The 21,457-nt window shown below is 65.7% G+C and carries 24 protein-coding genes; 12 read left to right on the top strand and 12 right to left on the bottom strand.

Annotation, left to right across the window (positions count from 1 at the left end):
- Positions 1 to 170 precede the first annotated feature (170 nt).
- Positions 171 to 671, top strand: a complete 501-nt coding sequence (locus tag IFT65_RS15835) for a hypothetical protein (protein WP_192082261.1) — start codon at positions 171 to 173, stop codon at positions 669 to 671.
- Positions 672 to 817: 146 nt separating this feature from the next.
- Here the strand turns inward: IFT65_RS15835 and IFT65_RS15830 are convergent, their stop codons facing one another.
- A complete protein-coding gene (locus IFT65_RS15830; protein WP_188325299.1) occupies positions 818 to 1,261 on the bottom strand; it encodes a PepSY domain-containing protein in 444 nt (147 codons plus the stop codon).
- A 121-nt stretch (positions 1,262 to 1,382) separates the two neighbouring features.
- On the opposite strand from IFT65_RS15830, the gene IFT65_RS15825 reads away from it, so the two are divergent.
- From IFT65_RS15825 to IFT65_RS15815, 3 genes are read left to right on the top strand one after another with little or no spacing between them, the layout of a single operon-like run.
- Positions 1,383 to 1,679 carry a PepSY domain-containing protein gene (locus IFT65_RS15825; protein ID WP_192082259.1) on the top strand — a complete coding sequence of 99 codons (297 nt, stop codon included), beginning with the start codon at positions 1,383 to 1,385 and terminating at the stop codon, positions 1,677 to 1,679.
- On the top strand, positions 1,679 to 2,341 hold the full coding sequence (locus tag IFT65_RS15820; RefSeq protein WP_188325301.1) for a response regulator transcription factor: 663 nt from the start codon (positions 1,679 to 1,681) through the stop codon (positions 2,339 to 2,341). The genes IFT65_RS15825 and IFT65_RS15820 overlap by 1 nt, the downstream gene beginning before the upstream one ends.
- Positions 2,342 to 2,352: 11 nt before the next feature.
- Entirely contained in the window at positions 2,353 to 3,681 is a 1,329-nt protein-coding gene (locus tag IFT65_RS15815) for a sensor histidine kinase (protein WP_192082257.1), read from the top strand.
- Positions 3,682 to 3,766: 85 nt separating this feature from the next.
- Here IFT65_RS15815 and speA read toward each other — a convergent pair whose 3' ends face one another.
- Entirely contained in the window at positions 3,767 to 5,656 is a 1,890-nt protein-coding gene (gene speA, locus IFT65_RS15810) for an arginine decarboxylase (protein ID WP_192082255.1), read from the bottom strand.
- Between the two features lie 175 nt (positions 5,657 to 5,831).
- Here speA and speE point away from each other — a divergent pair, with 175 nt between their 5' ends.
- The 6 genes from speE (at position 5,832) to IFT65_RS15780 (ending at position 11,081) form a co-directional block, all read left to right on the top strand.
- Entirely contained in the window at positions 5,832 to 6,686 is an 855-nt protein-coding gene (speE, locus tag IFT65_RS15805; RefSeq protein WP_188325304.1) for a polyamine aminopropyltransferase, read from the top strand.
- A gap of 230 nt (positions 6,687 to 6,916) precedes the next feature.
- Positions 6,917 to 7,741, top strand: a complete 825-nt coding sequence (locus IFT65_RS15800) for a sugar phosphate isomerase/epimerase family protein (RefSeq protein ID WP_197974160.1) — start codon at positions 6,917 to 6,919, stop codon at positions 7,739 to 7,741.
- Positions 7,738 to 8,439, top strand: a complete 702-nt coding sequence (locus IFT65_RS15795; protein ID WP_188325306.1) for an AzlC family ABC transporter permease — start codon at positions 7,738 to 7,740, stop codon at positions 8,437 to 8,439. Before IFT65_RS15800 ends, IFT65_RS15795 begins: the two co-directional genes overlap by 4 nt.
- Positions 8,436 to 8,780, top strand: coding sequence for an AzlD domain-containing protein (locus IFT65_RS15790; protein ID WP_192082251.1), 345 nt, complete (start codon positions 8,436 to 8,438; stop codon positions 8,778 to 8,780). Before IFT65_RS15795 ends, IFT65_RS15790 begins: the two co-directional genes overlap by 4 nt.
- Position 8,781: 1 nt before the next feature.
- On the top strand, positions 8,782 to 10,092 hold the full coding sequence (locus tag IFT65_RS15785) for an aminotransferase class I/II-fold pyridoxal phosphate-dependent enzyme (protein WP_192082249.1): 1,311 nt from the start codon (positions 8,782 to 8,784) through the stop codon (positions 10,090 to 10,092).
- A complete protein-coding gene (locus IFT65_RS15780; RefSeq protein WP_192082247.1) occupies positions 10,089 to 11,081 on the top strand; it encodes a PDR/VanB family oxidoreductase in 993 nt (330 codons plus the stop codon). The genes IFT65_RS15785 and IFT65_RS15780 overlap by 4 nt, the downstream gene beginning before the upstream one ends.
- Before the next feature lie 16 nt (positions 11,082 to 11,097).
- Here IFT65_RS15780 and IFT65_RS15775 read toward each other — a convergent pair whose 3' ends face one another.
- Complete coding sequence (locus IFT65_RS15775; RefSeq protein WP_188325310.1) at positions 11,098 to 12,003, bottom strand: aspartyl/asparaginyl beta-hydroxylase domain-containing protein; 906 nt, start codon at positions 12,001 to 12,003, stop codon at positions 11,098 to 11,100.
- A 357-nt stretch (positions 12,004 to 12,360) separates the two neighbouring features.
- Between IFT65_RS15775 and IFT65_RS15770 the strand changes: the two genes are divergently transcribed.
- Positions 12,361 to 13,026: an RIO1 family regulatory kinase/ATPase gene (locus IFT65_RS15770; RefSeq protein ID WP_192082245.1), complete on the top strand. Its 666-nt coding sequence runs from the start codon at positions 12,361 to 12,363 to the stop codon at positions 13,024 to 13,026.
- 250 nt (positions 13,027 to 13,276) lie between these two features.
- Here IFT65_RS15770 and IFT65_RS15765 read toward each other — a convergent pair whose 3' ends face one another.
- Complete coding sequence (locus tag IFT65_RS15765; RefSeq protein ID WP_192082244.1) at positions 13,277 to 13,615, bottom strand: P-II family nitrogen regulator; 339 nt, start codon at positions 13,613 to 13,615, stop codon at positions 13,277 to 13,279.
- Between the two features lie 99 nt (positions 13,616 to 13,714).
- Here IFT65_RS15765 and IFT65_RS15760 point away from each other — a divergent pair, with 99 nt between their 5' ends.
- Entirely contained in the window at positions 13,715 to 13,972 is a 258-nt protein-coding gene (locus IFT65_RS15760; protein WP_188325313.1) for an accessory factor UbiK family protein, read from the top strand.
- A 59-nt stretch (positions 13,973 to 14,031) separates the two neighbouring features.
- Here IFT65_RS15760 and IFT65_RS15755 read toward each other — a convergent pair whose 3' ends face one another.
- From IFT65_RS15755 to IFT65_RS15720, 8 genes are all read right to left on the bottom strand, one after another.
- Complete coding sequence (locus IFT65_RS15755) at positions 14,032 to 15,852, bottom strand: peptidoglycan-binding protein (RefSeq protein WP_192082242.1); 1,821 nt, start codon at positions 15,850 to 15,852, stop codon at positions 14,032 to 14,034.
- 91 nt (positions 15,853 to 15,943) lie between these two features.
- Complete coding sequence (locus tag IFT65_RS15750) at positions 15,944 to 16,537, bottom strand: hypothetical protein (protein WP_249405186.1); 594 nt, start codon at positions 16,535 to 16,537, stop codon at positions 15,944 to 15,946.
- Positions 16,538 to 16,604: 67 nt separating this feature from the next.
- Positions 16,605 to 17,117 carry a hypothetical protein gene (locus IFT65_RS15745; RefSeq protein WP_192082240.1) on the bottom strand — a complete coding sequence of 171 codons (513 nt, stop codon included), beginning with the start codon at positions 17,115 to 17,117 and terminating at the stop codon, positions 16,605 to 16,607.
- A 538-nt stretch (positions 17,118 to 17,655) separates the two neighbouring features.
- Positions 17,656 to 17,988, bottom strand: a complete 333-nt coding sequence (locus IFT65_RS15740; RefSeq protein WP_188325316.1) for a hypothetical protein — start codon at positions 17,986 to 17,988, stop codon at positions 17,656 to 17,658.
- Between the two features lie 350 nt (positions 17,989 to 18,338).
- Complete coding sequence (locus tag IFT65_RS15735) at positions 18,339 to 19,409, bottom strand: tartrate dehydrogenase (protein WP_192082239.1); 1,071 nt, start codon at positions 19,407 to 19,409, stop codon at positions 18,339 to 18,341.
- 97 nt (positions 19,410 to 19,506) lie between these two features.
- Positions 19,507 to 19,902: a glycine zipper 2TM domain-containing protein gene (locus IFT65_RS15730; protein WP_188327374.1), complete on the bottom strand. Its 396-nt coding sequence runs from the start codon at positions 19,900 to 19,902 to the stop codon at positions 19,507 to 19,509.
- Between the two features lie 195 nt (positions 19,903 to 20,097).
- Complete coding sequence (locus IFT65_RS15725; protein WP_192082237.1) at positions 20,098 to 21,048, bottom strand: glutathione S-transferase family protein; 951 nt, start codon at positions 21,046 to 21,048, stop codon at positions 20,098 to 20,100.
- A 156-nt stretch (positions 21,049 to 21,204) separates the two neighbouring features.
- Entirely contained in the window at positions 21,205 to 21,447 is a 243-nt protein-coding gene (locus IFT65_RS15720; RefSeq protein WP_192082236.1) for a hypothetical protein, read from the bottom strand.
- Between the last annotated feature and the right edge of the window lie 10 nt (positions 21,448 to 21,457).

The following is a 21,457-nucleotide window of genomic DNA, read 5'->3' as shown; positions in this document are numbered from 1 at the left end:
GGCGAGCAACGCGGCGCCTTCCGCATCAGCCGCCGGCCGTCCGGCCCCGCCCGGACCACCACCGCACGGCTACCGCAACCGCGCCACGACAGGCATCATTCAAGCTGCAGCTGCTAGCGTCGCCATGAGGGCCGCGTGCCCTGCCCCGTCCGCTGCTGGAGCGTTCCGTCATGATCCGCCCCCTGATCCTGCTCTGCCTGGCCTGCGCACCGTCCCTGGTGATGGCGCAGAGTGCAGCCGGAGCCACCGGCCCGCAGTCCGCGACCGGTCTCAATCTGGCCGTACCCAGCGAGCCGCTGCGCTATCTCAACGATCCCAGCTTCCAGCAGGACGCACCGGGCACGTATTACGGCGACAAGAGCGGCCCGCTGCCGCGTGGCGAAGACGGACGCGTGGCCGAGGTCACCGATGACAAGCTGCGCGTATCAGGCAGTGTCAGCACCGGCATCGGCTATTCCGAGGGCTATGGCAACAGCCACTACAACGCCGCCTCGTTGAACCTCAGCAAAAACTACACCACCGACGAGGGCAAGACCCGCGGCGTGAACGTCAACATCCATGTCAGCGAAGGCAAGGGGCCTGGGTTCTACGGCCCTTGGGGTGGCGGTTACGGCGGCGGCTTCGGTCCCGGCCCGGGATACTGGGACCGCCCGCCACCGTTCGGCTGGTAAACCCCGCCACGCTGGGCGGGATCTGGACGCGCCGCGGGATCGTGACCCGTTCGCCGCTGCGCTCGCCGAGCATCGTGACCCGTTCGCCGCTGCGCTCGCCGAGCATGGCTCGGCGCTACCAGTCCGGGATCCGCCGTTGGCGTGGATCAATCCAACCAGCCATCACGCTCGCTGGCCAGCAGCCGGCCGTCGTGCCCACTCAGGCGCACGTCCACTTTCTGGTTGCGGTCATTACGCGCTTCCAGCTTCCATGTCGCGCCGTCCCGCTCCACCGAATGGATCTCACGCAGACCCTGGTCCTTCGCCTTCGCCAGCAGCTGATCGATGCTCAGCTGTGCACGGCCATCGAACTCGTCAAAGATCTCGCCGGTCTTCGGATCGACATAGACCTCGCGGAAACGACCATCGTCGCGGGTCACGTCCGCTTCCCACAGACCATCGTCCTTCTCGATTTCATGGATGCGGCTGTAGCCGGCATCGCGCAGTTTCTGTTCCACCTGGGCCAGGCCCAGCGGGGCCGCATGGGCGGCGGCAGCGGTGCCCAGCAGGGCGGCGACGGTAGCAGTGGCGATCAGGGACAGCTTCTTCATGGGGTTCTCCTGGGAGGTGGACCAATGCAGGTCCGGCCAACACAGTCTGCGCACCACACCTAACAGCTGCTTAGCCCACGCTGTTAGCCAACGGTTAGTCGGCCGCGCTATTACTACGCCCATGTATCCGTACAAAGCCGCCCTTATCGTTGCCCTGGCCCTGCTGCCCATCGTGCCGGCAGTCGCTGGCGACGACCATGCCCAGCAGACCGCGCGTCGCGCCGTCGAGCAGGGCCGCTATGTGCCGCTGGAAAACGTGGTGCGCGATGCCGTCCGCCGCCATCCCGGCAAACTGCTGGAAGTGGAGTTGGACGACGGCGTGTACGAGGTCGAGATCCTGCGCGCGGACGGCGTGGTCGTCGAGCTGGATTATGATGCCCGCACCGGCAAGCTGCTTAAAACCGAACTGGATGACTGATGCGGATCCTGCTGGCCGAGGATGACACCGAACTGGCGCAGCGCCTGCAGCCCCTGCTGGAGCAGGCCGGTTATGTAGTGGATGCCTTCACCGATGGTCGTCTTGCTGAAGAGCACGGCCAAGTGGAGGACATCCAGGCCGCCATCGTCGACCTGGGCCTGCCGGGGCTTGATGGACTGAGCATCATCGAGCGCTGGCGCGCCAACGGGCGGGGCTTCCCCGTGCTGGTGCTGACAGCGCGCGGACGCTGGCACGACAAGCTGGCCGGCTTCGATGCCGGTGCCGACGACTACCTGACCAAACCGTTCCAGCCGGATGAACTGGTGCTGCGCCTGCGCGCCCTCATCCGTCGCAGCACCGGCCATGCCAGTCCGCGCCTGCAATGTGGGCCCCTGCAGCTGGACGTCAACGCAGGGCGTTTCAGCCTCGATGGCCACGAGCTGGCACTCAGCCCGCAGGAGTTCCGGCTGCTCGGCTATTTCATCCACCACGCGGACAGCGTGATCGGCCGCGAGCGGCTGGGTGAGCATGTGTTCGACAGCGGATTCGATCCGGACTCCAATGCACTCGATGTGCTGTTGGGCCGGGTGCGGCGCAAACTCGGCGTCGATCTGATCCAGACCGTGCGCGGCCAGGGCTGGCGCTTGACCGCGCCGGCATGAAGGTCGCGGGCATGAAGCGTGCGTCGCTGCGCAACCGTCTGTTGCTGGCCGGTGGCCTCGGTCTGCTGCTGGTGACAGCGCTTGCCAGCGCCCTGCTGGGACACCTCTTCGAGCGCGCCGCGCGTGACAGCCTGGATGCTGCGCTGGAACAGGACCTGCTGACCGTTCTCGCGCAGGCCGAAGTGGATGCCGAAGGGCGCGTGGTGTTGCGGCAAGAGCCCAATGAAGCACGCTTCCAGCGCGTGTTCTCCGGCGCTTATTGGCAACTGAGCAGCGCCGATGGCGCGCCGCTGCTGCAGTCACGGTCGCTGTGGGACCAGAGCCTCACCGCGCCGGTAGCCCCCGGCGAGGGCACCGCCAGTGACATCGAAGGCCCGCTGCAGCAGCCGCTGCGCGTGTTGGCGCGCGAGGTCAGGCTTCCGCGTGCTCAGGCCCCGCTGCAGCTGCTGGTCGCGCTGGATCGCAGCGACCTGCAGGCACAGGTAGCGCAGTTCCGGCAGCGCAGTGCGTTGGCGCTGGCGGTGCTGGTCGCCGCGTGGCTTGCCGTATTGGCCAGCCAGATCCATTTCGGCCTGCGCCCGCTGCGTCGGCTCGGGCAGCAGGTGGAACGCGTGCGGCGCGGCGAAGCGCAGCGCGTGGATACCGCCGGACTGAGTGCGGAGATCGCGCCGCTGGGCGATGAGCTCAATGCGCTGCTCGACCATCACCAGCGCATGGTGGCGCGTGCCCGCACCAGCGCCCAGGATCTGGCGCACGCACTGAAGACACCGCTGACCGTGCTGGCGGCCGAGGCGGACCACGATGCAGCCCAGGCCACGTGGCGGCAGACCGTGCGCGAGCAGGGTGCCCGCATGCAGGGCAGCATCGACCGGTATCTCGCGGCGGGGCTGGCGGTCGATCATCGGCAGCGCGCGGACGTGGCCCCGGTGGTGTCCGCGCTGTGTCGGCTGATGGCGCGCGTGCATGCCGGGCGCGGCGTAGCGTTCGCCAGCGAGGACATCGATCCTGCGCTGCAGTTCGCCGGTGATGCGGCGGACCTGGAGGAGATGCTGGGCAACCTGCTGGACAACGCGGGCAAATGGGCAACGCAGCAGGTGCAGGTGCTTGCCCACGCAGAAGGTGGGCGGCTGCGTATCGACATCGTGGACGACGGTCCCGGCCTGCAGCCGACCCAGCTGCAGGCCGTGCTGCAGCGTGGCGTGCGGTTGGACGAGCGCGAAAACAGCAGCGGCCTGGGCCTGGCCATCGTGGCCGACATCGCCGCCAGCCACGGCGGCGAGCTGGCGCTCGACAACGCCCACCCCGGCCTGCGCGCCACCCTGTGGTTGCCGGCAGGCTGACGACGGCTCCCAGCCGTCATGGGGCCGATCATCGGCCGCTGCGCTCGCCGAGCATGGCTCGGCGCTACCGGTCAATCGGCGTCGTTCAGACCAGCGGTTCGTCGGACAGGTAGGTGTACCCGGTCAAGCCCGTTTCCAGCGCATCAGCCAGTTCCTGCGCGCGCTCGGCGCTCAGGTCCGCTGCCGCCACGCGCTCGGCATAGGTCGCACGCAGTTCGTCCAGGCTGTATCCCACGTAATCCAGCATCACATCGGTGGTGTCACCGCGACGCTGCTGGGTGATCGCATAGCCGCCCTGCGTCGCACGCACTTCCACCGCATCGGTATCACCGAACAGATTGTGGATGTCGCCCAGGATCTCCTGGTAGGCACCCACCATGAAGAACCCGATGCGGTAGCTCTCGCCAGACCGCAGCGCATGCAGCGGCAACGAGCTGTCCAGCGTTTCATTGCCGACGTACGTTTCCACCATGCCGTCCGAATCGCACGTCATGTCGGCAATGATGCCGCGACGGTCCGGCTGCTCGTCCAGGCGCTCGATCGGTACGATCGGGAACACCTGGTCGATGGCCCACACATCCGGGATCGACTCGAACACGCTGAAGTTGACGAAGTATTTGTCCACCAGCCGTTCGTTGAGCTCATCCAGCACCGGACGGTGGCTCTTCTCGTCGAAGCTCAGGCGCGCACGCACGGCATGGGCGATGGCATAGAACAAGTCGTCGATACGCGCGCGCTGCGGCAGGTCGATCTGGCCCAGCGCATAGCTGGACAGACCTTCGGCGTGGAAATGCTGCGCTTCCTGGAACAGTTCGATCGCCGGACGCTCGCCCAGCTCGGAATGAATCTCGCGCAGGTGGCGGATCGATGCCGGCTCGTCATCGTGCTGGTCCGGCACGCGGCCTTCCATCGCCTGCTCCACCTCGGACACGTTGGCGATCAGCACCGCATGGTGCGCGGTCATCGCCCGGCCACATTCGGTGACGATGCGCGGCGGGGTGAGGCCGTGTTCCTTGCAGGCATCGGCCAGCGGCTGCACGATGCTGCCGGCATACGAGTTCAGGCCGTAGTTGATCGAGCAGAAGCTGCGCGAACGCGTGCCTTCGTAATCCACGCCCAGGCCGCCGCCCACGTCCACATGGGTGATCTTCGCGCCCAGCTGCGACATTTCCACGAAGTAACGCGTCGCTTCGCGCATGCCGTTGGCGATGTCGCGCACGTTGGAGATCTGCGAGCCCATGTGGAAATGCAGCAGGCTCAGGCAGTCGGCATATTCGGTATCGCGCAGCGACTTCCACAGATCCAGCAGCTGGCGCGGGGACAGGCCGAACTTGGCTTTGTCACCGCCGCTGTTCTGCCACTTGCCCGCACCCAGCGAGGCCAGACGCATGCGCACGCCCAGGCCCGGCATCACGTCCAACGCCTTGGATTCCTCCAGCACCAGCTTCAGCTCGGACGGCTTCTCGATGACGATGTAGGTCTGCAGGCCGAGCTTGCGCCCGATCAGTGCCAGGCGGATGTACTCGCGATCCTTGTAGCCGTTGCAGACGATCAGCCCGCCCGGGCGCGACAGCGCCAGCACGGCCATCAGTTCCGGCTTGCTGCCTGCTTCCAGGCCGAAGCCCTCGCCGTGGTGGCTGGCCAGGGTGCCGGCCACGCCGCGGTGCTGGTTGACCTTGATCGGGTACACGGCTGTGTAACCGCCCGGGTACTCCCAGTCAGCCTGCGCCTGCTGGAAGGCGGCCTGCAGCTTGCCCAGGCGCTGGCCCAGGATGTCCGGGAAGCGCACCAGCAAGGGCAGCTTGGCCCCGTTCGCGCGCGCCGCATCCACCACATCCGGCAGCGAAACCACCGGACCATCGGCCCCGGTCGGCCTCACCACCATGTGCCCGGCCTGATCCACGTCGAAGTAACCGTCCGCCCAATGCGGGATCGAGTAGGTCTTGCGGGCTTGGTCGAGGGACCAATCGGTCATTGAAGTCGGCCTGGTTGGTAAAAATGGGGGTGCATGATAACCCCTGATCGACGAAGGGTTCGTTATCATGCGCGCCCGCGCCCGTGGTCGCTGCCCTGGACCTGAACGGGTCGGTCGCCACGCGGCCTGCCGCCGCCCGCCCGGCTTCCCATCCTCACAACAGGATTGCTTCTCCATGACTGACAACAACAACTGGTACATCGAGCACTTCGAGCGCACCGGCTCGGCGATCGGCTACCGCATCACCGGCAAGCTGGACGAAGTGCAGTCGCCCTTCCAGAAGATCGAGATCTTCCAGACCACCGACTGGGGCAACCTGATGACCATCGATGGGGCCATCATGCTGACCAGCAAGGACAATTTCTTCTACCACGAGATGATCAGCCACCCGGTGCTGTTCACCCACGCCGCGCCCAAGCGCGTGGTGATCATCGGTGGCGGTGACTGCGGCACCCTGCGCGAAGTGCTCAAGCACAAGGGCGTGCAGAGCGTCACCCAGTGCGACATCGATGAGCAGGTCACGGTGATGGCGCGCAAGCACTTCCCGGAACTGTGCGATTCCAACGATGACCCGCGCGCCGAGCTGATGTTCGACGACGGCGTGGCCTACATGGCCAACTGCCCGGCGGGCAGCGTGGACGTGGTGATCGTCGATTCCACCGATCCGGTCGGTCCGGGCGAAGGCCTGTTCAACAAGGCGTTCTACGAGAGCTGCTTCAAGGCCCTGAAGGACGACGGCATCCTGGTGCAGCAGTCCGAATCGCCGCTGATGCAGCTGGACCTGATCAACGAAATGCGCACGGAAATGGGCAAGGCCGGCTTCGGCTCGTTCAAGACCCTGCCGTTCCCGCAGCCGTGCTACCCCACCGGCTGGTGGAGCGTGACGCTGGCACGCAAGGGCGAAAGCGGATTCGACTTCCGCCAGTCCGACGCCGCCGCCAAGGGGTTCGACACCCTGTACTACACCGCCGCGCTGCACACCGGCGTGCTGGTGACCCCGCCGTTCGTGCAGGCCGCACTGAAAGGCTGACGTCACCGACGATGGGTAGGGCCGAGCGACCTCGGCCCTACCGTGGCGACGATCCGCTTACGGCAGACGCCTGCAAACCGCCATCGCCGGGGTCGCCATTGACTGACATACGACGCCTCCTGCCGTGGGCAGAGTAGCTGCACATCCTGCAGCGAGCGTCGACCATGCGCACCCCGGCTTCCGATTACCCAGCGTTCCCCCCCTCGTCCGCCAGCTCATGGCCGGACTTCATGGCAGCCGCCGCCCAGCAGGACTACCTGGATGCCGAGTCGGGCCTCGCCCGCGCCCTGCAACAGGGTTACAGCCACTGGTACGTGGACGGGAGCCTGCACGGGGAACGCCCGGAAGATTTCCCACCAGCGCGTCTGGACGCACTGCTGGAACGGATGCAGCAGACCGGCATGCGGCCGATCTACCACGGCAATTTCAAGTCTCCGCTGGGCAGCGACGTACCGGCGCTGGCCGCAGCGGCGCTCCATTACGCGTGCCGTGAAGTCGACGTCTGTGCCCGGCTGGGCGGCGCGCCGCTGATCGTGCACGGGGGTGGCGTTGTGGAGCCACGGCTGGTCGCCGACGTACGCCAGGCGGGACTGGACCAGCTGATCGCCAACCTTCGCGCACTGGTTGCCTATGCAGCAGCACGCGGTGTGGAGGTCTGGCTGGAGAACCTGTCCAACTACACCCGCTTCCATCCCTTCTATTACATCTGCACCACTCCCGATGAAATCGCCACGGTGCTGGAACAGGTGCCTGGCCTGCATCTTTTCTTCGATGTGTCCCATGCCTACGTCAACGGCGGCGACCCGGTCGCGATGTTCCAGCGCTTTCACCGTCGTATCGTCGGCATGTCCTTCAGTGACAACAACCAGGATCGCGACGCGCACCTGCCGTTGGGTGCGGGCACCCTGCCGTTCGATGCGCTGGTCGCTGCCATCCACACCGCCCGCTGGCGCGGCATGGTGGGGTTCGAAACCCGTGGCGGCACGCTGGCTGACAGTGTGCAGCTGCTCGCTGGGCTGCGTTGCCGCCTTGATGATCCGGGAGACGCGAGGTGAATGCACAGCGTGTCGCGCGTAAGAGCTTCCTGCAGGGATGCCGCGACTCCCTGCCTGTGTGCCTGACCTTCCTGTTCCTGTTCTCATCCATCGGCGCATTGGCCAGCAAGGCGGGATTCTCGCTCCTGCAGGCCACCGCCATGACCCTGACCGTCCACGCCGCCCCACTGCAGGCCCTGATCGTCCAGCAATCAGACACGTTGGGTGTGGCTGCCCTGCTGGTTGCCACGGTGCTGGTCAACTTCCGCTTCGTGATCATGTCTTCGGTGCTTGCCGAGCAGTTCCAGCACATAAGCCTGGGGCGTTCGCTGCTGTCCGCCCAGCTGTTGTCCATTTCCACCTTTACCCTTTCCAATCGATGCAGCACAGGACCAGGCGATGCGTACGCCTATTACCTCGGCTGCGGCATCACAACGCTGGGCTGCGCCATCGCGGCCACGGCGGCTGGCCACCTCATCGGCGCATCCCCGTCGGCACAGCTGGCACAGCTTGTCGCCATCATCCTGCCGGTGCACTTCACCGCACTGGCCTGCCACGCTGCCGGTGGCAACCGGGCACTGCAGGCCACCGTGGCCGGCTTCGTGCTCACTCCGCTGATCGGGGGCCCATTGGGCAGCCTGCATGTGCTGGTGGTTCCGCTGGGCATCGCCGCCCTGCTATGTGCGATGGATGCCCGCTCACAGGGGGACGCCTCATGAACGGATGGACCCTGATCGGCACCGCCGCAGCCGCCTCCTACCTCATGCGTTCCATCCCCCTGCTGGTTTTCCGCCGCCTTTCATTGCGTCGGGACAGCCCGGCGATCCGGTTCCTCCAGCATGCGGCGTCAGCGGTGATGGGCAGCGTGATCTACCTCGCCCTGTTCGGCGAGGCCTTCTTTGCGCGGCCTGCGGCCCATCTTCAGGACGCCGATGGCCTGTTGAAGCTGGCCATCGTCATGTTCGCCGGGGCGCTGGCCCTGTGGCGGCGCAGTGTGTTCATTCCCCTGATAGCCTGCACCGCGCTCTACGCGGCGGCGTTGTTGCTGGGGGCGGGCTGATATGACCGATCCCACGCTCGCCTGCAATGGATCCGACGGACTCGGCAAATTACTGAGATGGCACGCCGCCTGCCGAGCCGCACCGTTGGAACTGGATATGACCCGCGGACTGCCGTCGCGCGAACAGATCGCGCTGTCCCACGCGATGTTGTCCCTGCCAGGAGTGGCGCCATTCGACAGCGAGGACGGCCAGGATTGGCTCAACTATGGTGGGCAGCAGGGCACTCCGCAGCTGCGCGCCCTGTTGGCGCCGCTGCTGCTCGGCGTGCCGCCCGCGCAGGCCGCCGTGGGCGGCAACAGCAGCCTGGCGATGATGCACGGGGCCATCGGGTTGGTGTGGCGTATCGGGCTGCCCGGGCACGCCCCGTGGTCAGCCGCCAGTGAAGTGCGCTTCCTCTGCCCGGTTCCGGGGTACGACCGCCATTTCGCCATCTGCCGCGACCATGGCATCGCGATGGTGCCGGTGCCGATGGGTGTCGATGGGCCCGACATGGACCAGGTGGAGGAACTGGCGGCCCGCGATCCGCTGATCCGCGGCATGTGGTGCGTGCCACGGCATTCCAACCCCTGCGGCGCCATCTACAGCGAGGAAGTGATACGCCGCCTGGCGACGATGAACACCGCCGCGCCGGACTTCACCCTGTTCTGCGACAACGCCTACGCCGCCCATGACTTTGCTCCGCAGGCGTCCGCGCTGCCGGGCCTGTACGACGCCTGCGCGACGGCCGGTCATCCGGATCGTCCGCTGCTGTTCGCCTCGACATCGAAGATGACCATTCCGGGCGCCGGCATCGCAATGCTGGGAGGCAGTGCACTGCGTGTGCACTGGTGGCTGTCAGCGCAGCAGCGTTGCACGATCGGGCCCGACAAGGTGAACCAGGTCCGCCACCTTCGCTTTTTCGTGGACGCAGCAGGTGTTGCGCGCCACATGCAACAGCATGGATCGCTGTTGCAGCAGCGCTTCGAGCGCGTCCAGCAGGTTTTCGCGCACCGGCTCTCGGCGCTGCAGGACGTGTACTGGAGCCGGCCATCCGGCGGCTACTTCATCACCCTTTGGGTGCCGCCCGGCTGCGCCCGCCGCATCGTCCGCTTGGCCGCCGAGGCCGGTGTGGCGATCACGCCGGCGGGAACGACTCACTGCAGCGGTATTGATAGCGAAGACCGTTGCCTGCGCATCGCGCCGTCCCGCCTCTCGCCTGACCACGCAGCGCAGGCTGCCGACATCATCGCAGGGTGTGTGTTGCTGGCCTGCGCGGAAAGGGCATCGGGCACGAGCACTCATGACACCTACGCCGTGAAGCGAGCCCCTTGAACGCCACTACGTCCTTCACCATGGCCGCGTCCCCGCAGCCCGCCTGGCAGTCCACGTTCGTCAGCCGACTGCAGCGCCGCGGCAGCCGCGTGATCGTGATCGAGCTCGCTCCCGCCACCCCCGTCCCGCTGGCGGGATTTGCGGCCGGCGCGCATGTCGACCTGGTACTTCCGGATGCGCGGGTGCGCAGCTACTCGCTGATGAATCCGCCGCAGCATGCGCAGTGTTACCAGCTTGGCATCCTGCGGGTGGACGAGGGACGCGGCGGATCACGCTATCTGCATGAGCAGCTGCGCGAAGGTGATCCATTGCAGGTCTCGTTGCCGCGCAACGCGTTCCCTCTGCACGACCATGCCGGACAGAGCGTGCTCATCGCCGGCGGTATCGGCATCACGCCGCTGCTGTGCATGGCCCGGCAGCTTGTCGCGCGGGGCCGCCCTGTGCAGCTCTACTACGGCGCGCGTTCGCGCAGCGACGCGGTCTTCCTCGATGACATCGCCATGTTGGGCATCGTGCCAACCTGCCTGTTCGATGATGAATGCGATGGCCCGCCTGATCTTCCTGCCCTGCTGTCGGCACACCCGTCCGACGCGCACTTCTACTGCTGCGGGCCCGGGCCGATGCTCGACGCCTTTGCGCAGGCTTGTCAGCGATTGCAGATCCCCCATGCCCACATGGAGCGCTTCAGCGCTTCGTCCCATGCGTCTGACAGCGCACCCCAAAAAGAGTACGACGTGGTGCTGGCGCGGTCGCGTCGACGACTCCACTATGAAGGCAATGAAAGCCTGCTGGCCTTCCTGCTGCGCAGCGGCGTCCCGATTCCGAGCGGCTGCGGCCAAGGCGTCTGCGGCAGCTGTGCCACCCGAGTGATCAGCGGCGAGGTCGATCACCGTGATGGCATCCTGAGCGACCACGAGCGACAGCAGTCGCAGCTGATGCTGCCCTGTGTATCCAGCTGTCACGGCACCCACCTGGAGCTGGACCTCTAGCTCCAGAGCGCCGCCTTCAGATCGCCCAGATTCCCGCGATCACCGCGACCACCAGGCCCCACTTGATCACGTGGTAGGCCAGCGGGCTGCGCGCGCGCAGCGCCTTGGCCTTCAGCCGCACCTTGTATACGCCACCAAAGGCCTTGTTCACGCCACCGGTCGGATCACCCGGCAGGTTCGGCGACGCGCCGCCCGCGAGCAGGGTCGAGGCCACCGCGCGGTTGAACAGCATCGGCAGCCCGAAGCGCAGCGGACGGGCGATATCGCAGAACAGGATCACGCGGTCCTGGTCGGTTTCATTGTGCGCGTGATGGATGTAGGTCTCGTCGAACATCATCCACTCGCCGTCACGCCAGCTCTTCTTCACCCCGTCCACTTCGATATAGCAGCGGTCATCGTTCGGCGTGCTCAGGCCCAGATGCAGACGCAGCGAACCGGCGAAGGGGTCGCGGTGCGGACGCAGCTCGCTGCCCGGCGGCAGCTGCGCGAACATGGCCGCGCGCACATCGGGAATCGATTCGATCAGCGCCACCGTCTGCGGGCAGAACTGCTTGGCCGAGGGGTGCGACGGGCCGTACCAGCGCAGGTAGAACCGCTTCCAGCCACGGCGGAAGAACGAGTTGAACCCCGCATCGTTGAAGCTGCTTGATGCCGCGATCTTCTGTGCATCGCGCAGCGCCAGCGCCTCATCGCGGATCACCTGCCAGTTCTGGCGCAGCGGCTCCAGCTGCGGGAACTCCTTGCCGGGATCCAGGAATGGCGTGGTGGGCACCTTGGAAAACAGGTACATCACCACGTTGATCGGGGCCATGAAGCTGGAATGGTCCAGCAGCTGACGCGACCAGCGGGCGCGGACCTTTCCGCGGTAATGGATGTACAGCACGCAGGCGACGAACAGCACGGCCAGCACGATCTTGATCATTGGGTTTCCTCCGGCGGTGACCGGACGCAGGTTGCAGGGGCGGTGCCGGCGCGGACCGGGGCCGTTGGCACAGGATCGGAGGACGTGCCGATGAAGGGGCGGCCCGACCTGCGCGCAGGTAACAGGCAATGGTCGGCAGGTGCGGGGCCCGGGTCAAGCGTAGACATGTGGAAAGCGCACAAAATAATGAGTGAGACGCAATTGTCCGAATAGCAGGCACACACTGTTCCGATGGCAAAGCCGTCAACGCATGGATTAGCGAACTCACCAGTATTAAAATTAACGAAAGTTTAGCTAGTCCCCCCTTACCGGTTCGCTTGACGCTCTGCGCCACCCACCGGGCTGTCAGAGAACGTCATGAACGCCCCCACGTTTACCCCCTCCCCTGCCTGCGGCGACGATGCCGCGTTGCCGCCGTTGCTGCTCAAGCGCGGCGAACGGTTCCTGGAACCGGATGTCTACCGCACCTGCTTCGACGGACAGCCCGCCGTGGTCAAGGACTACACCCGGTATCGCGGTACGCCGGTGTCGCTGCTCGCCCGCGTGCTGGTCCGGCACGAAGCGCACATGCTGCAGCGGCTGAGTGGCTGGAAGCACGCGCCCGCCCTGCTGGGCACCATCGGCGGACTCGCCCTGGGCATGGAGTACATCCCCGGCCAGACCCTGAGTACCGCACAGGCGGTGGGCGGGGAGGTCTTCGAGCAGTTGCAGCAGGCGCTGGACCGGCTGCACGCCGCAGGCATCACCCATAACGACCTGCACGGCACCAATGTGGTGGTGAGCGCCGGCGTACCGGTGCTGCTGGATTTCACCTCGGCCTGGCGCACCCCGCGCTGGCTGCGCCGCAACCCGATCACCCGGCAGCTCAGCCGCAGCGACTTGAAGAACCTGGTGAAGATGCGTCAGCGCCTGACCGGCCAACGGCCGAGTGCGGCCTTGGCTGCGCGCGTTGCGGATCCCGGCTGGGTGGCGGTCGTTCGCCACGGGTGGAAGCGGTTCTACGCGTGGGCGAAGCGGGTCTGAGGGCGGTAGAGCGCCGCTGCGCTCGCCGAGCGTGGCTCGGCGCTACCCGGTTCGGCTGCGTTTTCTGCCGTTGGTAGAGCCGACTTCAGTCGGCTGCGTTCAACCACGCAGCAGCCGACTGAAGTCGGCTCTACCCCGGCCGTTCCCCCACCGTCGCCGCGCGTAGTTCCGGAGTAGCCCCCCACCGTTCCCACGCAGTTACGAAGTCGTTCCCCCGCCGTTACCCGCGCCGGTCCGGCTTCGTGGCGCGTTACAGGGCGTCGCCGTCCAGCTCGCCGGTGCGGATGCGCACCACGCTGCCCAACTCATAGACGAACACTTTGCCGTCGCCGATCTTGCCGGTGCCGGCGGCCTTGACGATGGATTCCACCACCGCCTCCACCTGGTCATCGGTGACCGCCACTTCCAGCTTCACCTTCGGCAGGAAGTCGACCACGTACTCGGCGCCGCGGTACAACTCGGTATGGCCTTTCTGCCGGCCGAAGCCTTTCACCTCGGTGACCGTGATGCCGGTAACACCGCGCTCGGCCAGTGCTTCACGCACATCATCAAGCTTGAACGGCTTGATCACTGCCATGACCATCTTCATCGTATTTACTCCGTTGCTCCGGTCGCGAGGATAGCGCCTGCCAGCGTCCGGCGCGATGCAGCAGTATCCTTGTCAGCCACGGACAGGCCAGGAGCCCCCATGATCGACCTCAACCATCTTGATGACCTCGCCCGCCGCCTGAGCGATCTGGTGCCGCCGGGCCTGCGTCAATCGCGCGAAGAACTGCAGTCCACATTCAAGACCGCCCTGCAGGCCGGCCTGGGCAAGCTGGACCTGGTGACCCGCGAAGAATTCGACGTGCAGCGCGCGGTACTGCTGCGCACGCGGGAGAAACTGGAGGCGCTGGAGCGCGCCGTCGCGGAAATGGAGAAGCCGGGTACCCCACCATCGGCGTGATACCCGGTTGATGACGGGCCAGACTCCTTCCGCCAAGCGAAAGGAGCCTGACCCCGCAGTCAGCGCATCGCCACCGCGGCGCGCTGCTGCTCTTCCTGCCCCTGCTGTACCTGGGCGCTCAACTTCTCGCCCTGCAAGGCCGCACTGGTCTGCTCGGCCGGAGGTGCCGGCTGGCTCATGTCCACCATCGCACGGAAGCCCGGCGTGGTCCCCATGACGAACGCCTTGCCGTCCTGCACCGCCACCGACTGCAGCTTCTCGGGACTGTCGATGCCCGCTTCCTTGGCCGTGCGCGTAACGTGCGCGGCCATGTCGTTGGACACCGCAGACGGCAACTGCGCGCGGATGGCCGCATGCAATGGCGTGTCCCGATGGCCCGGTTCGCCGAGCTGCGGGCCACGTGCAGGCGCTGCGTGCGAATGGCTGTCCGCCGCAGGCTTCGGCTCGGCAAGCCGGCCCAGCGTCTGCGGCCCGGCCACGCCGTCGGCCTTCAGGCCCTGGGCGCGCTGATACGCCGTCAGCGCTTCGCGGGTGTTGTCACCGAAACGTCCGTCTTCGGCCAGCGGCTTGCCATGGGCATCGCGTACGCCGGCCTGGTTGAGCTCTTTCTGCAGGCGCGTGACATCCTCACCGCGTGCGCCATGACGCAGCACCGAAGAAGCCTCTTCGCCCCGCGCCTGGCCTGCCGGCGCATCCTGCACCCGCCGCTGGTCCCAGAACGCTTCCGGGCTCTGCAGCTTGCCGCTGGGATCGCGCAGCTGGTAATGCACGTGCTGCGCATACTGATCGGCGCCATTCGGGCCGCGCCCGCCCATCGTGCCGATCGGCTGGCCGGCCTGGATCTGCTGGCCCTCCTTCACCTGCACGCCCTGCATGTGCAGGATCTCGTGCGAATTGCCCTGCGCGTCCTGGATCTTCACCGTGCCGTAGGTGCCGCCAGCGAAGGTGACCTTGCCGGAGATCGGCGCGTTGATGGTCGGATGCTGCAGGTTGCGCCCGGCTTGGCCACCGACGTAGTTGAAGTCGGTGCCGCCGTGGTCCTTGTGCCCGCGCTCTTCACCGTAGTGGCCGGTGATGTGCGGCTTGACGCCATTCTGCGGCGGCAGCATCACCTGCATGGTGTGCTGGAACGAGCTGGCCGACTGCTGACTGGCCGGCTGCGCTTGCGACTGCGACTGCGACTGCGACTGAGCCTGATGCAGCGCGGCCACACCGGCCCCTGCCGCAGCACCCACCGCCGCCGCAGCACCCACGGTCGACTGTGCCTGGCCCTGCGATTGGGTCTGCGCGGGTTCTTGGGTCTGGCCCTGCGACTGCGCCAAGCGCTCGTTGACGAACCGGGTGTACTCATCCAGATGCGGCAGCACCTTGCGCTCTGCCAAGCCCAGACCGCCGTAATCGCGGGTCGGGCCATCGTGGTGGTACTTGTAGATGTACTCCTCGCCCTGGCCGCGACGCTGGGCCAGTTCGCGGTTGTCGATGAAGTGCTTCACCAACGCGTCGGACTGCGCTTCCACATCGAAGCGGTTGCGATTGCCCAGGCCGTAGGCACTGCCGGTGCCGTCGATGAACTGGCCCAGGCCAGAGGCCGACGTGGTGCCTGCCGCAGCATCCGGATTGAAGCCGGATTCCACGCGGGCAATGGCCAGCACGTGCGCGGTTTCGCGCGGCGACAGCCCGGCGTCCCGCGACGATTCAATCAGCGTATCGATGACACGCGATTGCACTTCCGGGGTGGCATCACCCCAGCGCCGCGACTCGCCGTGCAGGCGGCCATCGGTCTGGTCGATCGGCTCACGATAGTGGCTGTAGGGTTTGATCTGATCACTGCGGTAACCAGCCCCGCGGGGCTGGACCATGTCTTGGTAGATGTCAGGCATAGCGGTGCGATCCATTCTATGAAAAAGGGAATTTCCTTAAGGGGTGTTGCTCCATGTTGCGAGGATCCCGTTGCCGGGATCCCTGAACGCGTCAAGGCTTGAAGTACGTCACCTCGGGATGATTCACGCCGAGCTTGCTCAACCACTGCTCGTATTCGTCGTTGTTGGGTTCCTGCGCATCGCCCTCGCCACGCAACGGCGGGGTGCTGTGGGTCAGCTGCTTGCCCTGCGCGTCATACAGATAGAACCACTCGCAGAACTGGCAACCGAAGGGCAGCTCGCCGTACTGGACGACGAAGTACGGTGCGCCTTCCTTGTCCTGCACGCAGGCCAGGCCGACGGCGGTGTAGTCGGCCATTTCGGCCGGCTTGTCGAGGCTGCGCGTCTGGCCGTCTTTCTCAAGGTCCAGCCGGGTCTGCGGCGACGCGTCGTTGCCGGCAGCAGGCAGACCCGCCACGGTCAGGCGGGTTCCCTGGCATTCGATGTGCATTCCTGTCTCGTCCTGATGGGGGATGGTGGGCGTGGCTGCGGAAGCGGCCGACGCAGGTGCAGTGGGCGGTGCGGGCGTCGCCGCAGCCGTCGGCGCAGCGGTGGCCGGTGCCGCGGCGGGGGCGGTTGCGTCCGGCGCATTGCATGCGGTGAGCAGCATCAGCGCCAAGGCAGGTGCGACCATTTTTGTCGTCATGTACTGCTCCGTGAAAAGGCGCAGACCGGTCAGCGGGCTGCGCCGGGCTCAGTTCAAAGGGCGTGGGTCAGATCGACTCGTCCACCACCTTCTGCAGCAGCCAGCACGGCTTCTGCGCGAAGGTATAGGTCTGCTGATCGCTGGTGTCCGGCTTGTTGATGCGCACCTGCACGCTGCCATCGGCCTGCGGGGTCACCTGCATTTCCCGGCCCTGACGCGGCAACGTGGCCGTGTCGGGCATCACCGGCCATTCCACCTCAGCCAGCGGCACCTGCTTGGTGACCGGGCGCGGCTCCGGCTGTGCGTCGGCATCCACCGATTCAACCGTCAGCGGATCCGCTACGGACTTCTCCTGCAGGGCGATGTCATTGCTGAAGTAGGTCAGAAAGGCGTTGAAATCGGCATGCGGGCACTGCGCCGCCGTGGTGTCAGCCGCGGTAGCGGTAATGGGCGCAGCAGCAGGCGTCGCCGCCGCCGGATCGGCCGCAGCGGTCGTTTCCGCCGAAGGCGTGGGCTTGCAGGCGGACAGGGCCAGGCCCAAGGACAACGCCAGCACGGTAAGGGAGCGGGACTTGAACAACGGATCCTCCTGATCGGTCGTGCGTCGCCGCAAGTGGCGCGCATGTGGGCGGAGAATAACGTGCCGCGTGTTAAGGGCTGTAGACAGGGGCTAAGCGTCTGATTCGATTGGCTTTACAAATCACTCCAGGGCAATTCTCTCCGATGCGCTGTAACTTACAGCTTTTCATCAATTCCGCTGTAAACGTTGCAAATCAGTTAGTTAGATGCGGCGTTCAGCGAGCCTAGCGGCATCAAAGATGCAGATCGCTGCTGAACGCTGTAAAAAATTTGGATATAGCAAAGCTATGGGGACCGGCTAACGACGCGCAGCGCGGCCTGGCCTGCGTGACCGCCCAGAACAGTGGAGAGGTTGCTTGGGTCGCGGCAGCAGTGCGTACGAGCACTGCTTGGCAGCTCCGCCCCCAGAGACCGTCCATCCTGGGTGCTGCGCACAAAAAAGCACGCCGCCCAAGCGGCGGGATGCCTGCTCGGTTACGGCGTGCTGGTCAAACAAACGTCGTGTTGGCCGGCCTGATCCGACAGGCGTTGCGAGCGCGCTACGAAGGCCGCACGCGGAACCGCAGATCCATGGCGCGCAGTACCTTCACCACGGTCTGCAGCGACGGCGCCCGCTGCCCTGACAGCTCCCGGCGCAGCGCATCGGCCGACAGCCCACCGCAGGCGCGGGCGATGTCGTTGATGCCATGCACGTCGGCGAGCAGGCCCAGCGTGCGAACGAACAGCATGGCCTCGCTATCGCCTTCGCGCATGCAGTTGGTCAGCAGCGCGGCACTCTCTTCGGGGCTGCGCCGCGGGGCGTCAGGCAGGCCCGCGCTGGGCTTGCTGGTGGGCGGGGTGCGTTCTTGGTGTTCGACGGATTTCTGCAGCATCGGTGGCCTCACATCGGGTTGTGGCCACCTGCCCGATTGCAAGGTGGCGGACGATGCGGGTTGCAGTACCGGTGAGCAAGCGCGAAAAGCCGGCGGATTGAGAAACATCCCCACGCATCGCCCGCCATGGTTCCGGCAGGACGATGCATTCTCCGCCGTGCCCGTGAGGGCAAAACAGAGGTAATCACGCTTAGTCATGCGGGACTGCAATCCCGGCTGGCGCGTTGCGGCACCAGCGGGACCTATCGTGCGCAGCGGTGATCCTGCGGGTACATCAGGAAAGTTGCGTTGTGGGCGCGCCATGCGTCATCCGCGACGTCACTGCATTGGATGACGTAGCGAACGCGGAATCACCCCGCGACCGCCAAGGCCACGGCTTCGCCCAGCTCGCGCGTCGTCGCCGTGCCGCCCAGGTCCGGCGTCAACGGACCACGCGCCAGCACACCCTCGACTGCCGCAAGGATCGCGTCGTGGGCCGGCTGACAACCGAGGAACTGCAGCATCAATGCCGCCGACCAGATCATCGCAACTGGATTGGCTACGCCTTTGCCATAGATGTCCGGTGCCGACCCGTGCACCGGCTCGAACAAGGACGGGAAGTCCCGCTCCGGGTTGAGGTTTGCCGACGGCGCCAAGCCGATCGTGCCCGTGCACGCCGGGCCCAGATCAGACAGGATGTCGCCGAACAGGTTGCTCGCCACCACTACGTCGAAGCGCTGCGGCTGCAACACGAAGCGCGCCGTCAGGATGTCGATGTGCTGCTTGTCCACGGTCACATCCGGATACGCCGCACCTACCGCATCGGCGCGACCATCCCACCACGGCATGCTGATGGCGATGCCGTTGCTCTTGGTCGCCACGGTCAGGTGCTTGCGTGCGCGCGACTGCGCGAGCTCATAGGCATACTTCAGCACCCGATCCGCGCCGTGGCGGCTCATCACCGTTTCCTGGATCACGATCTCGCGCGGGGTGCCCTCGTACATGATGCCGCCGAGGTTGGTGTACTCGCCTTCGGTATTTTCGCGCACGACGAAGAAATCGATATCGCCGGGCTTGCGGCCGGCCAGCGGGCACGGCACACCCTCGAACAGGCGCACGGGCCGCAGATTGATGTACTGATCGAATTCCCGACGGAACTTCAGCAACGAGCCCCACAACGAGATGTGGTCCGGCACGACGTCAGGCCAGCCGACCGCGCCGAACAGGATCGCATCCTGATCCTGCAGCTGCGCCTTCCAGTCGTCCGGCATCATCTGACCGTGCTGCTGGTAGTACGCACAGCTGGCCCAGTCGATGTGGGTGAAGTTGAACGACAGATCGAAACGCTTGGCTGCCGCTTCAAGCGCGCGGAGGCCTTCAGGCATCACTTCCTTGCCGATGCCGTCGCCGGGGATGACGGCGATGTTGAACGTGCGTGCCATGGGGGCTCCCTGTGTGACGGAAACCACCATCATGCCAAGAAAAAGGGTCAGACCGCTCCCGGATGGCGGAAGCGCTCTGACCCCATTCTTGGCTTACTCAGCGCCAGCCACCGTTGTGGTGGCGACGATCATAGCCACGACGATCATCCCAGCGACGCTGGTCATGGCGGCGATCCCGCTCGCGGTAGCTGGTGCGCTGGTAGCGCTGGTCGCGGTCATAGCGATGACCACGGTCATAACGGTAATCGCGGTTGTTGCGGCGATCCTTGGTGGCGACATTACCAATCGCACCACCGGCCACTGCGCCGCCTGCCGTCATAAGCGGGTCGCCGTTGGACAGCACATGGCCCGCCACGCCGCCTACCACTGCACCCACCAGGGTGTTCTTGTCCTTGCGCGACAGCGCGTCTGCATTGCCTGCGGCGGTCACGCCTGCGGTGAGTGCCAATGCCAGCGCCAGGCCACGGAAGCTGAAAACAGTAGAAGTGAGCATCATCGGATCCTCTAATCGGGAAGGTGATCAGCTACGAAGCTGGCGGGTCATCAGTGCCCCCGCACAATCGAATCTGTGCCTCGAAGATTGCCGCAACATTGCGTACCCGGGGATGAACCGGCGCCTGTTCAGGTTGGCGCAAGCAACGCAGCCAGCGCCTGCAACCGGTTACAAGCCCTTGTTGCGGCTGTATTTTCAGTACGGCTCCGCTGGGCCAGCGGGCACGAGGCCGGACGGATTCAGATGGGCATGGCTTTCGTAATAGTGGTGCTTGATGTGCTGGAAGTTCACCGTGGATGCCACCTCCTCGATGTCCATTATCCGTTGCACGAACGCATGCAGGCCGGGGTAGTCCGCGATACGTTTCACGTTGCACTTGAAGTGAACGTGATAGACCGAATCGAAGCGGATCAGCGTGGTGAATAGACGGATGTCCGCTTCGGTCATGACGCCGCCCACCAACCAATCCTGGGTCTGCAGCAGGGCATCCAGTTCGTCCAGCGTCTCGAACAGCGGCCCGATGGCTTCCTCATAAGCCGCCTGCGTGGAGGCGAAGCCCGCCTTGTACACACCGTTGTTTACGGTGTCATAGACCTTGTCATTGATCCGGTCGATCTCACTTCGCAGCTCGGCCGGATAGAAGTCACCGGGACGCGCACCCAGCGCGTCATAAGCCTCGTTGAACATGCGGATGATGTCGGCGGATTCATTGCTGACGATCTCGCCCCGCTCGCTGTCCCACAGCACCGGCACCGTCACCTTGCCGGTCATGCCCGGCTTCGCCGCCTGGTAGAGCTCGTGCAGGTAGGCGGCGTTGCGCTCCGGGTCCGGCGTCACCAGCGGGCCAGGCGCGAAGCTCCAGCCGTTGTCGCCCATGTGCCAGTTCACCACGGACAACGGAATCAGGGTTTCCAGACCTTTCAGGGCGCGAACAATCAGCGTGCGGTGGGCCCACGGACAGGCCAGGCTGACATAGAGGCGAAAGCGTGCGGGTTCCGCCTGCACGGCCGGCTCACCGGTGGGGGCGTTGCCGCCGTCCGCCGTCAGCCATCTACGGAACAAAGCTTCCTCGCGATGGAATTGCCCATCGTCGCCCGCTGCACCCGCCGTGCCCTTCTGCCATACGCCATCAATCAACATGCCCATCGGGAAACACCCTCCTCTTCAATCAGTGTGGGTGACCGCGATGTTGGCTATGCGGCCACGCTTCTGTTGTAACGGAGGGGACGACAACCCACGGTGAGGGCTGCCGTCATGCCGTGAGTGCGCGTGGTGCTTCGCCCCGCGCGAATTACAGGCGGATTACTTGCCCCAGCGCCATTTCGGCGGCTCGCCTTTCAGCCAGCAGATCAGCACGAGCACCAGCAGGACGGCCCACGTGTAAAGCTGGAATTTCAGCATTTCACGAGCGGGCGGAAACAGGAAGAAACCGGCGATCAAGGCGCCTGCCGCCACGGTGTAGATCACCCAGCCCTGCCATGCGCTGGGAAGTCCCCAGCCCCATCCGTAGGTGCGCGAGGTAAACCAGTAGTTCTTGTTGCTCATCCTTGCTCTC

Origin of the sequence: Stenotrophomonas sp. CFBP 13725 (assembly GCF_014841935.1) — a bacterium.
Lineage (GTDB): Bacteria > Pseudomonadota > Gammaproteobacteria > Xanthomonadales > Xanthomonadaceae > Stenotrophomonas.
This window is presented reverse-complemented; position numbering and strand designations above follow the sequence as displayed.